This is a genomic window from Candidatus Sphingomonas phytovorans, from assembly GCA_029202385.1.
Taxonomy (GTDB): domain Bacteria; phylum Pseudomonadota; class Alphaproteobacteria; order Sphingomonadales; family Sphingomonadaceae; genus Sphingomonas; species Sphingomonas phytovorans.
Map to the genome: position 1 here is coordinate 2,775,751 of CP119314.1, position 13,848 is coordinate 2,789,598.

Below are 13,848 nucleotides of genomic sequence, written 5' to 3' on the forward strand. Positions count from 1 at the left end.
ATATCCCGCTATGCCCGCACTAGCTGGAACGGCAAGCCAACGGGGGCATTTTGGGCTGGGTGAAAGTCGCGTCCCGCCCCTTGCCGCGCAACTCATAGCCGCGAGCAGCATACCAGATGCCCGAGGCGGGTCGCTGGCCCTTGAGCACCGCCACGACTTTGCCGGCCGAGCGCACCGTCGCTGTATCGGCGCCATTGTCGAAGCGGACATCGATCCGGCTGCCGTCGATGCAGCGATAGCGCGCGGTCACGATGTCGGCCGCCGGAATGGCGGCCACCGGCGTCGGCTTGCCGCCCTGGCTCGGCTTGAGGTCCACGCTGCTGATATGCCAGCTTTTCTGCGCGGGCGTGGCTCCATCGATATCGCCTACACGGTGAAGTGTTGCGCTGCCCAGCAGATAGACCGGCACGGCGCCCTGTTTCAGCCGCCCGTAGACCTGCACCGGCACCGTGACATGGCGCTGGCCGGCACCCGCATCGACCTCGCCCGGCGCGCCGATATTGGCGTGATATTCGGAATATCTGGCGAAGCTCGCGGCAAAGGCGTCCGCGCTCATCCCCGACGCTTTTCCGCCATCATCCCACAGTGCCCAGGCCTGGCGATATTTGCCCTCGCCGAGCAGCGCGTAATAGGTCTGGACGACGTTGGCCGCGCCCTGTGCGCTGTCGGGCGTGAAGGGCGCTTCGGAGATCGGCGTGCGATCGTCAGGCAGCCCACCGGGCATGCCGGGTTCCGGTGGCGTCAACGGGGCTGGCGTCGCGGTCGCGACCGGCGCGGGTTCGACGGCAGGCGCGACCCGCTCCGCGGTCTGGCCATTGGCATAGGCATCGACGCTGCCCTGAGCCTGCACGGCGGCTGCGTTGATATCCACGCTATTCCCACCCGCTGGCCTGTCGGGCGAGCAGCCGGCGGCGAGGATCAAGGGAAGCACAACGAGATACCGCATGAGGATCGAACCTTGTCGGTGGAAGGGGAACGCCCAACGCCGTGCCACGCGGCAACGTTCCCCGCCAACCCTTATCCGCCGATCCTCACTGGTCAATCCTCACGCCATGCCGCTCACTCGACAGCATCGAAATTGCGAAAGCGTTCGTTCCCGACGAAACCGAGCTTCGTGATGCCAGCCCGCTTGATCACCGCCAGCGTCTGGTCGAACCGCTCGTACCGCGCCGCGCCGTCAGTGCTGAACTGAAGTTGCACATTGGGATCCGCACGGATGGCATCGAGACGCGCCCGCAGGCCCGCCAGGTCGACCGGCGCCCCATCAAGGGATATGTGGCCGGCGGCGTTGAGATCGATCCGATGAATCACGTTGGATTCAGTAGTCGGCTTGCCACCGGTCGGAAGGTCGATCGGCACCTTGTGAGTCATCATCGGGATGGTGAGGATCAGCGTGACGATCAGGACAAGCAGGACGTCGATCAACGGCGTGATGTTCAGCGCCGAGAGAGGTTCGGGCTCATGCATTTGTGACCGGCGGAAAGCCAGGGCTCGTGCGCTCATCATGTCCTCCTCGATATGGTGACGTTACACCATATCATGAGAAGTGAGCACGGCAAGCGGATAAGTCGCGTATCGAGCGCGCCCGCGAGCGGGGCGCCCGGTACGTCAAACGGGCCTGGCGATCACTCCCGTCGGTGGATCGAACCTGGATGCGATCCGCTGACGGGAGAGGATAGACCCTACCAGATCCGGACGCGGTCGGCCGGCGCGATATATTGCTTGTCGCCCGGTTTCACATCGAACGCCGCATACCACGCGTCGACATTGCGCAGCGGGTTGATCGCGCGGATCTGCCCCGGCGAATGCGGATCGCTGACGAGCTGCTGACGCAGCGCCTCGGTACGGAACAAGGTACGCCACACCTGCCCCCAGCCGAGGAAGAAGCGCTGGTCGCCGGTCAGTCCGTCGATCGTCGGTGCAGGCTTGCCGCCGAGCGACTGGTGATAGGCATCGAGCGAGATCAGCACACCGCCCAGATCGCCGATATTCTCGCCCATCGATGCACGGCCATTGATATGGACGCCCGGCAATCCGTCGAAGCTGTACGCCTCATATTGCGCGCCCAGCTTCACTGCCTGCACCTCGAACTTGGCCGCATCAACAGGCGTCCACCAATCGCGCAGCACGCCCTTGCCGTCCGATTTGCGTCCCTGATCGTCGAAACCGTGGCTGATCTCATGCCCGATCACGCCGCCGATCCCGCCATAGTTGACCGCATCATCGGCTTGTGGATCGAAGAACGGAGCCTGCAGGATCGCCGCCGGGAAGACGATCTCGTTCTTCACCGAGTTGTAGTAGGCGTTCACCGTCTGCGGGGTCATGCCCCATTCGGCCTTGTCGACCTGGTTGCCCATCCGGTTGCGGCGGTAATCCCATTCGAACCGGGCCGACCGCTCGGCATTGCCCACCAGATCACCCGGCGTGACGGCCAGCCCGTCATAGTCGCGCCATTTGCCGGGATAGCCGATCTTGACGGTGAAGTTGTCGAGCTTGGCAAGTGCCTCCTGCTTGGTCTCGGGGCCCATCCAGGCGAGGTTGCGGATACGCCCGCCAAGCGAAGTGCGCAGGTTGCCGACCAGCTGGTCCATCTTCGCCTTGGACGAAGGCGGGAAATAGAGCGCGACATAATCGCGCCCGATCGACTCACCCATCGCGCGCTCGACAAAGGCAACGCCGCGCTTCCAGCGCACCCGCTGCTCGGGCTGGCCGTTGAGGAACTTGGAACGGAAATCGAATTCGGCGTCGACGAACCGCTTCGACAGGAGCGGCGCGATATCGTCGGCGGTACGGAAAGCTTCCCAGGCCTTCAGCGTGTCGAGGTCAGTCGTGGCGAAGACCTCGGCGATCTTGGGAAAGGCTGTGTTCTGCGCGACGATCGCCCGCTCGGCCTTGCCGATCCCTGAGGCATTCCAGAAAATCTGCCAGGGGAAACCCGGCGCCGCCTGTTGAAGCTGGGCAAGCGTCATCAGGTTATAGGTCTTGTCGCGATCCCGGCTCTGCGCGCGCGTCCAGTGCGCCTGAGCGATCCTGGTTTCCATCGCGACAATCTTCGCCGCGGCCGCCTCGGGCTCGGGCCAGCCCGCCATGCCGAGCATCTGCACGACATATTGCTGGTATCGCGCCACCTGCGGCGCGAACTTGGCATCGAGGTAGAGATCGCGGTCGCCGAGGCCGAGACCCGACTGACGCAGGTACAGCGAGTAGATGTCAGGCTGCTTGGCATCGTCGCTCACGCCGGAGCCGAAGAAGCTGGCGCCGAAGCCGCCCATCGACTTGCCCATCAGGACCGCGACATCGTCCTTCGTCTTCGCCGCCTTGACCGCCGCGAGACGCTCCGTCAGCGGCGCTGCGTCGGCGCGCTCGATCGCCGCCTCATCCATGAAGGCCTTGTACAGGGTCGCGACCTTGGCACGGTCGACATGCGCGGTATCGCCAACCTGATACCCGCCGACAAGCGTGTGCAACCGCGACTCGGACAGGTCGCGCAGCACCGCGAATGCGCCATAGGAAGAACGGTCGGCGGGGATCTGCGTATTCTTCGCCCAGGTCCCGTTCACATAGCGGAACCAGTCGTCGCCGGGCTTCACGCCCTTGTCCATGCCGGCCAGATCGAAACCCCAGGTGCCGTAACGCGTCGGCACCGCGGCATCGTCTCCGGCGGCGGGCGTATCGGCGATCAGGGATTCCATCGTGCAGGCATCATCGAGACACGAATGATCTCCTTGCGCGATGACGGGGGCGGCGACGGCCAGCGCGACGAGCGACGCGGCCAGTGCGAGTTTCTTCTTCACGAACGACTCTCCAGCAGAACCAGGCAGGATGCGGTCAGGATGAACCGCATCGATATGCCCCGTATCTGCATGATGCCCCGCAGCCCCGCAATCGCCGCCGCCGAGATTCTTCGCGGGCGGGCTCATGAGGGGCGCCCAACCTCGGCCGTCCGTCATTCGCCATATTTCCGCCCCCGTATTTCAGGCGCCGCCCCTTGCCGCGCGCAGCAAGCCGATCGCCGTCGCCATGCGAATGGCCCCCGTCCCGCCCGTTCCGATTCAGCGTGGCGAGGGCGGGTCAACCGGACCCGCCGCGCAGGATTCAGGGCCTCAGCGCCGCATCGTCGGCGTCACCCAGATCCTCCTCGTCGACATCGTCCTCGTCGAAATCCTCCTGGAGGTCGTCCTCGGTCTGGTCGTCCTCGCTCTCGTCGGCATCCTCGTCCTCGTCGCCGACTTCGTCGCTGTCCATTTCGGGATCGTCGTCGTCATCGTCATCGCCGATGTCCGGAGAAATGTCGGTCAGGATCGTGCCGTCGGTCGGGCCGTCGCGCGTGACCTCCAGGATCTCCGCACGCTGGCTTTCATCATAGCCTTCCTCGTCGAAACCGTCGTCGCCGGTGCCTTCGCCTGGCACCTGATAGCCACCAATGCTCATCATCCGTCTCCCAGCCGCGCGATTGCGGAATCATGAGGCGAACGAGACTATCTCAAAGCGGTTCCACCGCCTTGCGACGAAGCGCGCTCAATGTGGCCGGAACAACCTTCCACGCTCGGTCACGGCAATGATGCCCAGCGTGACCAGCGCGCAGCACAGCGTGCCGAAATGCAGCGGCAGGGTCGTTCCGGCGAACGACTGTCCGATCGACATGCCGATCACCGCGCCGAGCGTCACGCTGATAAAGCCTTGCACGCTCGATGCCGTCCCGGCGATCCCGCCCATGTCCTGCATCGCCATCGCGTTGAAATTCGCATTCGCCAGGCCGAAGCACCCCATGGTCAGTGCCTGCAGGATCACGAACAGGATCAGGTTTTCGCCGCCCAGGAACCAGATCGCCACGTTCGCCCCGGAAATCAGGATCAGCAAGGCCACCGCACTATGGGACAGGAAGCGCGAGCCAAGCCGCATCACCACCCGCGAATTGACCAGGTTCGCGACCGCCATCATTCCCGCGGTGCCCGCAAAAACCAGGTTCAGATGCTTTTCGGCGTTGAACACCGTCGTCACGATCTGCTGCACAGACGTAATGTACGCGAACAGCGCGCCCTGAAGCGTCGCGCCCGCCAGCGTGTAGCCGAGCGACCAACGGTCGGTAAGCGTCATCCGATAGCCCTCGACCAGACGCTCAACCGAGAACGGCACACGATCTCCCGCAAGCGTCTCGGGCATGCGCAGCGCGAACCAGACCAGCACGATTGCGGTCAGCACGGCGATCACGCTGAAGATCAGCCGCCACGATCCGAAGAACAGGATCGCCTGCCCAAGAGTCGGCGCCACCACCGGCGCGATCATGAAGACGATGATCGCCAGGCTCATCACCCGCGCCATGGGCCGGCCGGAATAGCAGTCGCGCACGATCGCGATCGTCACCACCCGCGTCGCCGCCACCGCGCTGCCGCCGAGCAATCGCGCGGTCAGCAGCAGTTCGAAGCTTCCCGACAACGCCGCCACGGCATTGGCTATTCCATAAAGGAACAGCGCGGCCATCATCACCGGCCGCCGTCCGAACCGGTCGGCCAGCGGGCCGTGGATCAACTGACCGGCGCCAAGCCCGATCAGGTAGATCGCGATGACATATTGCCGCTCATTCTCGGTCGCGACGCCAAGCCGCTCGCCGATCGCCGGCAGCACCGGCAGCATCATGTCGACGCCGATCGCGCCCAGCGCCATCAGCCCGGCGACCATCACGACGAACTCGCGAAAGCCGATAGGCGCGCCGCTGCGGGGTGCCGTGTCGGTGGATTCGGGGGATGGAGCGCCAGTCATGCCGGGGCCTGTCGCAGATGAGCCTTCGAAGGTCACCCCCGACGGGCCGGAAAAACTTGACGTCCGGCGGGCTTATGTCTAGTGTGTTATATAACTAATTCACCGTGGAGATTCCCCTGATGCTTCGCCCCCTGGCCGCCGCGGTCGTCCTCGCCGCCACGCTCTCCGCCTGCGGCAACACCAAGACTGGTACCTCCATCTCGATCAACAGCAGCGATTCCGACGGCAACGTCGTGGCGAGCATGGACGGCAACACCGGCGCGGTGGCGATCAACGTGCCCGGCTTCTCCGGCAAGCTGAACCTCCCCAAGATTCATCTCGACGCCAATGATTTCGATATGAACGGCGTGCATCTCTATCCGGGTTCGACCATTTCCGGGATGAACGTCGAGGCGCACAGCGACGACAAGGCCGGCAAGAACGACGACAACGCCAATGTCCGTGTCTCCTTCAAGAGCCCGGCCGAGCCCGGCACGGTGCGCGACTGGTTCCAGCAGAAGCTGAACGCCGCCGGTTTCAGCGTCGCGCCGAACGGCAACGGCCTGACCGGCACGACCGACGAGAAGAAACCCTTCAAGCTCGAACTGACCGCCGACGGTGCCGACACATCGAAGGGCGTCATCACCATCAATTAGGGCAACTCACCGGATCGACGCGGGAACCTCCCGATCCGCATACTGTTCGTGTCCGGGGGATGGCGCTATCATGGTCCATTCCCCATCACGGATACGCTGTCATGCTAGATACCCCCTCCGCCCAGGTCCCCGCGCTTTCGCTGAACGACGAAGCGACCGATCCCGACGCCTTCGCCGCGGCGCTTGGCGGATCGTTCGAGCGCTTCGGCTTCGCGGTCATCGCCGATCATGGCATCCCGCAGGACCTGATCGACCGGGCCTGGAAAGAGACCGCCGAACTGTTCGCGCTGCCCGAGGAGGAGAAGCGCAGCTATTTCACCCCGGCGGGCGGCGGCCAGCGCGGCTATACCCCGTTCAAGACCGAGATCGCCAAGGACGCGAAGCATGTCGACCTGAAGGAATTCTGGCACGTCGGCCGCGATCTTCCCGCCGACCACCGCTTCGCCGCGGACATGCCCGCCAATATCTGGCCCACACGGCCCGAAGGCTTCACATCGACCTTCCTCGAACTGTTCACGGCGTTCGACCGTGCCGGAGACCGGCTGCTGTCGGCCATCGCGCGCCATCTGAGGCTGGCACCCAACTGGTTCGATCACGCGGTCGAGGACGGCAACAGCATCCTGCGCCTGCTCCACTATCCGCCGATCCCGGCCGATGCCGAGGGCGTGCGCGCCGGCGCGCACGAGGATATCAACCTCATCACCCTGCTGCTCGGCGCCGAGGAAGCAGGCCTTGAGCTGCTCGACCGGGACGGCCGCTGGCTCGCGATCCGGCCGCCCGAGGGCGCGATGGTGGTCAATGTCGGCGACATGCTCCAGCGCCTGACCAATCATGTCCTGCCCTCGACCACGCACCGCGTCGTCAACCCGCCGCCCGAGCGCCGCGCCCATTCGCGCTATTCCATGCCCTTCTTCCTCCACCCGGCGCCCGATTTCCTGATCGAGACGCTGCCCGGCTGCATCACCGCGGAGAACCCCAACCGCTACCCGACCCCGATCACCGCGCATGACTATCTGCACGAGCGGCTGGTCGAGATCGGGCTGGTGAAGAAATAGATTTCGTCACCCCGGACTTGTTCCGGGGTCCACTCCTCCGCTAGCGCAGCCGCGACGGCAGCGCGAAACATTCATGCTCGCGCCTGTCGATTGGTAGACCCCGGAACAAGTCCGGGGTGACGAAGGTGGAGCATTATGACCAAACCGCTACGCGTCGCACTTGCCGGGCTCGGAACCGTTGGCGGCGGCGTGATTCGGCTGATCGATGCGAATGGCGCGCTGATCGCACGGCGCGCCGGCCGGCCGATCGAGATCGTCGCCGTTTCCGCGCGGGACCGCGCCAAGGATCGCGGCGTCGATATCAGCCGGTTCGAATGGGTCGACGATACCTCGGCGCTGGCCCATTACGAGGACGCCGATGTCGTGGTCGAGCTGGTCGGCGGATCGGATGGCCCCGCCCTCGCGCTTGCCCGTGCAACGCTGGCCGGCGGCAAGAGCTTCGTCACCGCCAACAAGGCGATGCTCGCCCATCACGGGCTCGAACTCGCGGAGGCCGCCGAGGCAGCCAATGTCGCGCTTAAGTTCGAGGCAGCGGTCGCTGGCGGCATCCCGGTCATCAAGGGCCTGCGCGAAGGCGCCGCCGCGAACGAGATCGCGCGGGTCTATGGCATCCTCAACGGCACGTGCAATTTCATCCTGTCAAAGATGGAGGCCGAAGGCCGCGACTTCGGCGAGGTCCTGGCCGAGGCGCAGGCGCTCGGCTTCGCCGAGGCCGATCCCAGCTTCGACATCGACGGCGTCGATGCGGCACACAAGCTCTCCATCCTCGCCAGCCTCGCCTTCGGCACGCGCCCGGCCTTCTCCGACGTGGCTGCAAGCGGTATCCGCCACCTCCTCGCCGCCGACATCGCCGAGGCTGCGTCGCTCGGCTATCGTGTCCGCCTGATCGGCATTGCCGAGGACAGCGCGAACGGCCTGTTCCAGCGGGTCCATCCGCATCTCGTCCCGCTCAGCCACCCGCTCGCCCATGTCACCGGCGCGACCAATGCCGTGGTTGCGGAGGGCAATTTCGTCGGCCGCCTGCTGTTCCAGGGCGCTGGCGCGGGTGATGGCCCGACCGCCTCGGCGGTGGTCGCCGACCTGATCGACATCGCGCGCGGCGAGTTCGGCCCGGCCTATGCCATGCCGGCCGCGGCGCTTGCGGTACACACGCCAGCCGATGCCGGCGAGCGTCGCGGCCGCGCCTATGTTCGCTTCACCGTCGCCGACAAGGTCGGTGTGCTGGCGGAGATCGCCGCGGCGATGCGCGACGCCGGCGTCTCGATCGAAAGCCTGATGCAGCGCGGCGCCATGCCCGACGGCACCGTGCTCGTCGCGATCGTCACGCATGAAGGGCCGGAACGCGCGGTCGCCCAGGCGCTTGAGAAGCTGCGCGGGTCGCAGAGCCTCGCCGGCCAGCCGATGTGGATGCACATCCTCGGCTGAGAGCGTCGGGCTATCTGACCAGGGCAGTCGCGGGAACGCCGGGCGCCGCCTCGCCGACATGGATGATCGTGCGGGTCCGACGCGGGCAGATCGTCTGGCCGATCAGCGCGCAGCGCGTGCCGTCCTCCGCCAGAGCCATGTCCTTGTCGGTCGGCTCCAACGTCTGGGGCAGGGTCAGGCGGTAACGCGACTGCGCCTTGGCCGTGACGCAGACCGGATCACCTGCGCATCCGGGCGTTCGGGGCTTCAGTACCGACAGCGAGATGGGTTTGCGTACCCGCCGTGCCTTGCGCTTCACGTGAACCCCACGGACGACGGCATTTGTACGCTTCACCTGCACCCGATCGGCAACCGGCGGTGCCGCCATCAACAACATGGTGATCACCAGCATCGTCGCATTCCCCGTTTCGGTACGGGAACCACAACCGCGCAGAGGCCGATAGGTTGCGTGCGTTCTCAGGGTGCCAGCGGGCGCTCGCCGGCAAGATAGAATCCCCTGGTGCCGACAGTGACGCCGACCTTGCCACATCCGACCAGGAAGAGTGACTTCTCCTCGCAATTCGAGGTGCGGGCGAGCATCCGTTCGCGCTCCATCGGCACGCCTTCATTCTTCGGATCGGCCGGGTCCTTCTCCACCAGCGGGACGCGGTAGCGATCGGCATCGCGCCGCCCGCAGACCATCACCTCGCCCGGATCACGCGCGACGGCACAGCGCGGCCCCGCCACGGTCTTCTCGCGGTAGCGGGTCATGGCATCGCTGGCGCTGACCTGAAGCAGAATGAGAGAAGCCACGAGCATCATTTCGCGGGACTCGCGGCGGGGGCGGCATTGCCTTCGGGCGGCAAATCGTCGAGCGGAATCGCGACCCGGTTCGACTTGTCGGGGTGCTTGCGGAGAGCATCCTTGACCAGTCCGATCGCCCCCGCGACCATCGGGACGATGGGTGGCCCGAAGCTCGTCTGGCAACCGCCCTGGCGCGCCGCGCACGGTGTCCCGGCGGCAGCCAGAGCGCCCCTGCCGGTCAGTTCGCGATTGGACGGCTGCGCCCCGTCCGACACGGCCTCGCCGGGAAGCGGCAGGCGCTGGCTCGGCAGCGCGTCGCCGCACACCACGACATCTCCGTCCTGATTCGTCCTTCCCTGTGCCGCGTTTTCGGCCGAGCTGTTATCCCGGCGCGAAGGGCGGCACGGCTCGTTCGCGACGGGCACGAGAATCGACCATCGCTCAGGTTCCGCCTTCGCGGCAGGCGCGGCCTGGAGCGCAAGGAATATCAGCATCGTCAGCATGATCGGCGACTCCCGCGGTCCCCCATATCATGCAGGGCGTCTTTCCCCCGCGCAAGCGCGGGAATCGCGATTCAGGTGCCAGCGATCGGCGCAACTCCGAGCCGCGGAATCTCGATCGCGGGGCAACGGTTCATCACTACCTTCAGCCCGGCTGCCTCGGCACGCGCGGCGGCTTCCTCATTGACCACGCCAAGCTGCATCCACACCGATTTCGCCCCGATGGCGATCGCCTGGTCGACGGCGTCGCCCGCCGCGGCGGAATTCCGGAAGATGTCGACCATGTCGATCGGGTCGCCCAGTTGCGCTAGCTCGCGGAACACGAACTCGCCATGGATATGCTCGCCGGTAATCTGCGGATTGACCGGAATCACCCGATATCCATGTGCCTGCAACGACTGCATCACCCGATAGGATGGCCGGTCGGGCCGGTCCGAAGCACCGATCAGCGCGATCGTCCGCGTTTCCTCGAGCAGCGCCCTGATCTCCGCGTCCCCAGTGAGTGGCATGCTATCCTCCCTGTTCGATCCAGTGAAACACGCGTTGCGCGATACCGGAGAACGCGAGGGATTCGACGCCGTTCCCGCTCGCCGGCGGAACGCCGGCATCGGATGCGGAACGGATCGCCATGTCGAGCGGAATTCGCCCGAGGAACTCGATCCCCAGCTCGGCCGCCGCCGCCTCGGCGCCGCCGCGGCCGAACGGATCGGACACCTCGCCGCAATGCGGGCAGATATAGCCAGCCATGTTCTCGACCAGGCCGATAATCGGCACGCCGGCCTTGGTGAACAGGTCGATCGCGCGGCGCGCATCGATCAGTGCCAGGTCCTGCGGAGTCGAGACGATGACAGCGCCCGCCGGCCTGTGCTTCTGGATCATCGAGAGCTGCACGTCGCCAGTGCCGGGCGGCAGATCGATCACCAGCGTGTCCTGCGCCGCCCAGTCGGCATCGACGAGCTGGCCGAGCGCACCCGCCGCCATCGGCCCCCGCCAGGCGATCGCCTGGTCGGGCGCGACAAGCTGCCCCATCGACAGGAGCGGAACGCCATAGGGCGTCGCCACCGGATCGAGCACTTTGTCCTTCGCCGTCGGCCGCGATCCCTGCACGCCCATCAGGGTCGGCTGCGACGGCCCGTAGATATCGGCATCGACCAGCCCCACCCGCCGGCCCAGCGCCTGCAGTCCGATCGCCAGATTGGCCGATACGGTCGATTTGCCTACCCCGCCCTTGCCGCTCGCCACCGCGATCAGCAGGCGGCGGGTCCGCTGGCTGGTCAGGGCGACCCGTACCGTGGCGATGCCGGCGACACCCGCCGCCGCCGCTTGCACGTCGCGCTCGATCGCGTCACGCGCCGGCTCGTCCAGCCCGGTCACATCGAGGATAATGCTTGCCCGGTCGCCCTCGATCCGCGCGGTCGCGCGCTTTCCGGCGACGGGATCAAGGGCGGCGTTCAGGGCGACGGTTAATTGGGCGATATCGGTCATCGTTGCGCAGATAGGGCGGTAAACGGTGCTTGCCACTGTTTTTCCGCGACCGGGGTCCTATAAAGGAAGCATGACGACCCTTCCCCGCTGGCTGCAGCGCTTCACCATCCTCCTCTCCGACAACCCCAAAGGCCCCTGGGGCGGCGGCGGCCCGGACAAGGGTGGTTCGGGCGGCGGCTCCGGCGACGGCAATGACGGCGGCCCCCGCAATCCATGGTCAGTGCCGCCCGCGGGGCGCCCGCGCAGCGCCGGTCCGAGCGCGCTCGACGAATTCCTGCGCCGCGCACGCGGCGGCGGTGGCGGCAACGGATCGGGCGGCGGCAGCCGGCCGCGCCTTCCGGGCACGCCCAATCCCCGCACATTGTGGATGGTCGGCGTCGGCCTGATCGTCGGTGCCTGGCTGGTCTTCACCAGCTTCCACGCGATCGGCCCGCAGCAGCGCGGCGTCGTCACCTATCTCGGCCGCTTCGCCGGCACGATCGAGCCGGGCATCCGGCTGACGCCGCCGGCCCCCTTCGCCAGCGTCACCAAGGTCGACGTGCGCAAGATCAACACGGAGACCTTCCCCGCCAGCGGCAGCGGTGAGAATTTGATGCTCACCGGCGACCAGAATATCGTCGACCTGAACTATTCGGTGCGGTGGGACATCAGCAATCCACAGGATTACGCCTTCCAGATCGCCAAGCCGGTGGAGACCGTGCGCGCGACCGCCGAAAGCGCGATGCGCGCGGTGATCGCCACGACCACGCTCGACGACGCGATCGGCCAGGGCCGCAACGCCATCGAACTGCGCGTGCAGGACATGATGCAGGAAGTGCTCGACAGCTATAATGCCGGCGTCCGCATCCAGGGCGTCGCCATCAAGCAGGCCGCGCCGCCGTCGCAGGTGATGGACGATTTCAAGCTTGTCTCGGCCGCCCAGCAGGAGGCGCAGGGCATGACCAACCAGGCGCGCGGCTATGCGCAGCAGGTGCTGGCCCATGCCCAGGGCGAGGCAGCGGCCTTCGACAAGGTCTATGAACAATATAAGCTCGCGCCCGAGGTGACCCGCCGGCGCATGTATTACGAGACGATGGAGCAGGTTCTGGCCAAGACCGACAAGACGATCGTGCAGGCGCCCGGCGTCGTTCCCTATCTCCCGCTGCCGGGCACCGCCCGCCGCCTGCCGGATGCGCCCGCGACAACGCCCGCGCCGGTGCAGGGAGCCAACCAATGAGCGGCCTCTTCCGCAATCCGATCGCGATCGGCATCACCCTCCTGCTGCTGGTGATTCTCGGCGCGAGCACCTTCGCGATCGTGCCCGAGACGAAGCAGGCGGTCATCCTGCGCTTCGAACAGCCAGTCGGCACTGCCATCAACCGCTGGCGCCCCAATGAGAAGTTCGGCAGCACCGGCGCCGGGCTGATCGCGCGCGTCCCGTTCATCGACCGGCTCGTCTGGGTCGACAAGCGCGTGCTCGACGTCGATCTTGAAGGCACGCCCGTCATCTCCACCGACCAGCTCCGGCTCGAAGTGGACGCCTTTGCCCGTTTCCGCATCGTCGATCCGCTAAAGGCGGTGGTCTCGACCGGCAGTTCGTCCAACACGGAGCAGCGCGTGATCGACGCGCTCCAGCCCCTGTTCGGCTCGGCGCTGCGCAACGAACTCGGCAAGCGCCCGTTCGCCGCGCTGCTCAGCCCGGAGCGTGGCCAGGTGATGGACAATATCCAGGCCGGCCTGCAGCGGCTTGCCGGGCAATATGGCGTGCAGATCGTCGACGTCCGCATCAAGCACGCCGACCTGCCCGACGGCAGCCCGCTCGAAAGCGCGCTGGCGCGGATGCGCACCGCGCGCCAGCAGGAACGCGCCTCGACCATCGCCCAGGGACAGAAGGCAGCACAGATCATCCGTGCGGAAGCTGACGCCAACGCGGCACGCATCTATGCGGAAAGCTTCAGCAAGGACCCGTCCTTTTACGATTTCTACAGGGCGATGCAGTCTTATCGGCATACGTTCGGCGCCGATGGCGATCCGACGTCAAAGGGGACGACGTCCATGGTCCTGTCGACCGACAATGCTTATCTGAGGGAATTCCAGGGCAACCGCTAAGCCTGAAGACTTCCGGAAATTCTTCCGTAAAGCTTTCAGGCGGTTCATATTCAATCGCCGTTCAGCAACCATCCGCAACACCGATAGTTGTCGCGATCGGCAGACGAGAGGAAACGA

The 13,848-nt window shown here is 66.0% G+C and carries 15 protein-coding genes; 5 read left to right on the forward strand and 10 right to left on the reverse strand.

Going from position 1 to position 13,848, the window contains the following annotated elements:
• Window positions 1–19: 19 nt before the first annotated feature.
• The 5 genes from P0Y59_12685 to P0Y59_12705 all read right to left on the reverse strand — a co-directional run bounded on the left by P0Y59_12685 (window position 20) and on the right by P0Y59_12705 (window position 5,760).
• Window positions 20–946, reverse strand: coding sequence for an MliC family protein (locus tag P0Y59_12685; protein WEJ97824.1), 927 nt, complete (start codon window positions 944–946; stop codon window positions 20–22).
• Window positions 947–1,059: 113 nt separating this feature from the next.
• Window positions 1,060–1,503, reverse strand: coding sequence for a biopolymer transporter ExbD (locus tag P0Y59_12690; GenBank protein WEJ97825.1), 444 nt, complete (start codon window positions 1,501–1,503; stop codon window positions 1,060–1,062).
• 179 nt (window positions 1,504–1,682) lie between these two features.
• Window positions 1,683–3,692 (reverse strand): peptidase M13, encoded by a 2,010-nt coding sequence (locus P0Y59_12695; GenBank protein WEK02562.1) that lies wholly within the window; start codon window positions 3,690–3,692, stop codon window positions 1,683–1,685.
• 403 nt (window positions 3,693–4,095) lie between these two features.
• Window positions 4,096–4,431 carry a DNA primase gene (locus P0Y59_12700; GenBank protein ID WEJ97826.1) on the reverse strand — a complete coding sequence of 112 codons (336 nt, stop codon included), beginning with the start codon at window positions 4,429–4,431 and terminating at the stop codon, window positions 4,096–4,098.
• Between the two features lie 87 nt (window positions 4,432–4,518).
• The gene (locus P0Y59_12705) at window positions 4,519–5,760 is read right to left on the reverse strand and encodes a multidrug effflux MFS transporter (GenBank protein ID WEJ97827.1); all 1,242 of its coding nucleotides are present in this window, start codon (window positions 5,758–5,760) and stop codon (window positions 4,519–4,521) included.
• 119 nt (window positions 5,761–5,879) lie between these two features.
• On the opposite strand from P0Y59_12705, the gene P0Y59_12710 reads away from it, so the two are divergent.
• From P0Y59_12710 to P0Y59_12720, 3 genes are all read left to right on the forward strand, one after another.
• Window positions 5,880–6,395, forward strand: coding sequence for a hypothetical protein (locus P0Y59_12710; GenBank protein ID WEJ97828.1), 516 nt, complete (start codon window positions 5,880–5,882; stop codon window positions 6,393–6,395).
• 101 nt (window positions 6,396–6,496) lie between these two features.
• Entirely contained in the window at window positions 6,497–7,450 is a 954-nt protein-coding gene (locus tag P0Y59_12715; GenBank protein ID WEJ97829.1) for a 2-oxoglutarate and iron-dependent oxygenase domain-containing protein, read from the forward strand.
• A 135-nt stretch (window positions 7,451–7,585) separates the two neighbouring features.
• Window positions 7,586–8,875 (forward strand): homoserine dehydrogenase, encoded by a 1,290-nt coding sequence (locus P0Y59_12720; protein ID WEJ97830.1) that lies wholly within the window; start codon window positions 7,586–7,588, stop codon window positions 8,873–8,875.
• A 10-nt stretch (window positions 8,876–8,885) separates the two neighbouring features.
• Here P0Y59_12720 and P0Y59_12725 read toward each other — a convergent pair whose 3' ends face one another.
• From P0Y59_12725 to P0Y59_12745, 5 genes are all read right to left on the reverse strand, one after another.
• Window positions 8,886–9,266, reverse strand: coding sequence for a hypothetical protein (locus P0Y59_12725; protein ID WEJ97831.1), 381 nt, complete (start codon window positions 9,264–9,266; stop codon window positions 8,886–8,888).
• 65 nt (window positions 9,267–9,331) lie between these two features.
• A complete protein-coding gene (locus tag P0Y59_12730; protein WEJ97832.1) occupies window positions 9,332–9,667 on the reverse strand; it encodes a hypothetical protein in 336 nt (111 codons plus the stop codon).
• A 5-nt stretch (window positions 9,668–9,672) separates the two neighbouring features.
• On the reverse strand, window positions 9,673–10,161 hold the full coding sequence (locus P0Y59_12735) for a hypothetical protein (GenBank protein ID WEJ97833.1): 489 nt from the start codon (window positions 10,159–10,161) through the stop codon (window positions 9,673–9,675).
• Between the two features lie 71 nt (window positions 10,162–10,232).
• Window positions 10,233–10,667, reverse strand: coding sequence for a CoA-binding protein (locus P0Y59_12740; GenBank protein ID WEJ97834.1), 435 nt, complete (start codon window positions 10,665–10,667; stop codon window positions 10,233–10,235).
• 1 nt (window position 10,668) lies between these two features.
• A complete protein-coding gene (locus P0Y59_12745; protein WEJ97835.1) occupies window positions 10,669–11,643 on the reverse strand; it encodes an Mrp/NBP35 family ATP-binding protein in 975 nt (324 codons plus the stop codon).
• 70 nt (window positions 11,644–11,713) lie between these two features.
• On the opposite strand from P0Y59_12745, the gene P0Y59_12750 reads away from it, so the two are divergent.
• Together P0Y59_12750 and P0Y59_12755 are read left to right on the forward strand one after the other, a co-directional pair.
• Complete coding sequence (locus tag P0Y59_12750) at window positions 11,714–12,859, forward strand: protease modulator HflK (GenBank protein WEJ97836.1); 1,146 nt, start codon at window positions 11,714–11,716, stop codon at window positions 12,857–12,859.
• Window positions 12,856–13,731 (forward strand): protease modulator HflC, encoded by an 876-nt coding sequence (locus P0Y59_12755; protein ID WEJ97837.1) that lies wholly within the window; start codon window positions 12,856–12,858, stop codon window positions 13,729–13,731. The genes P0Y59_12750 and P0Y59_12755 overlap by 4 nt, the downstream gene beginning before the upstream one ends.
• The last annotated feature ends 117 nt before the right edge of the window (window positions 13,732–13,848 follow it).

Excerpts from the sequence above, each read along its gene's own strand:
- P0Y59_12685 (WEJ97824.1), bottom strand. The coding sequence starts at position 946 with ATGCGGTATCTCGTTGTGCTTCCCTTGATCCTCGCCGCCGGCTGCTCG.
- P0Y59_12690 (WEJ97825.1), bottom strand. The coding sequence starts at position 1,503 with ATGAGCGCACGAGCCCTGGCTTTCCGCCGGTCACAAATGCATGAGCCC.
- P0Y59_12695 (WEK02562.1), bottom strand. The coding sequence starts at position 3,692 with ATGGAATCCCTGATCGCCGATACGCCCGCCGCCGGAGACGATGCCGCG.
- P0Y59_12700 (WEJ97826.1), bottom strand. The coding sequence starts at position 4,431 with ATGAGCATTGGTGGCTATCAGGTGCCAGGCGAAGGCACCGGCGACGAC.
- P0Y59_12705 (WEJ97827.1), bottom strand. The coding sequence starts at position 5,760 with ATGACTGGCGCTCCATCCCCCGAATCCACCGACACGGCACCCCGCAGC.
- P0Y59_12710 (WEJ97828.1), top strand. The coding sequence starts at position 5,880 with ATGCTTCGCCCCCTGGCCGCCGCGGTCGTCCTCGCCGCCACGCTCTCC.
- P0Y59_12715 (WEJ97829.1), top strand. The coding sequence starts at position 6,497 with ATGCTAGATACCCCCTCCGCCCAGGTCCCCGCGCTTTCGCTGAACGAC.
- P0Y59_12720 (WEJ97830.1), top strand. The coding sequence starts at position 7,586 with ATGACCAAACCGCTACGCGTCGCACTTGCCGGGCTCGGAACCGTTGGC.
- P0Y59_12725 (WEJ97831.1), bottom strand. The coding sequence starts at position 9,266 with ATGCTGGTGATCACCATGTTGTTGATGGCGGCACCGCCGGTTGCCGAT.
- P0Y59_12735 (WEJ97833.1), bottom strand. The coding sequence starts at position 10,161 with ATGCTGACGATGCTGATATTCCTTGCGCTCCAGGCCGCGCCTGCCGCG.
- P0Y59_12740 (WEJ97834.1), bottom strand. The coding sequence starts at position 10,667 with ATGCCACTCACTGGGGACGCGGAGATCAGGGCGCTGCTCGAGGAAACG.
- P0Y59_12745 (WEJ97835.1), bottom strand. The coding sequence starts at position 11,643 with ATGACCGATATCGCCCAATTAACCGTCGCCCTGAACGCCGCCCTTGAT.
- P0Y59_12750 (WEJ97836.1), top strand. The coding sequence starts at position 11,714 with ATGACGACCCTTCCCCGCTGGCTGCAGCGCTTCACCATCCTCCTCTCC.
- P0Y59_12755 (WEJ97837.1), top strand. The coding sequence starts at position 12,856 with ATGAGCGGCCTCTTCCGCAATCCGATCGCGATCGGCATCACCCTCCTG.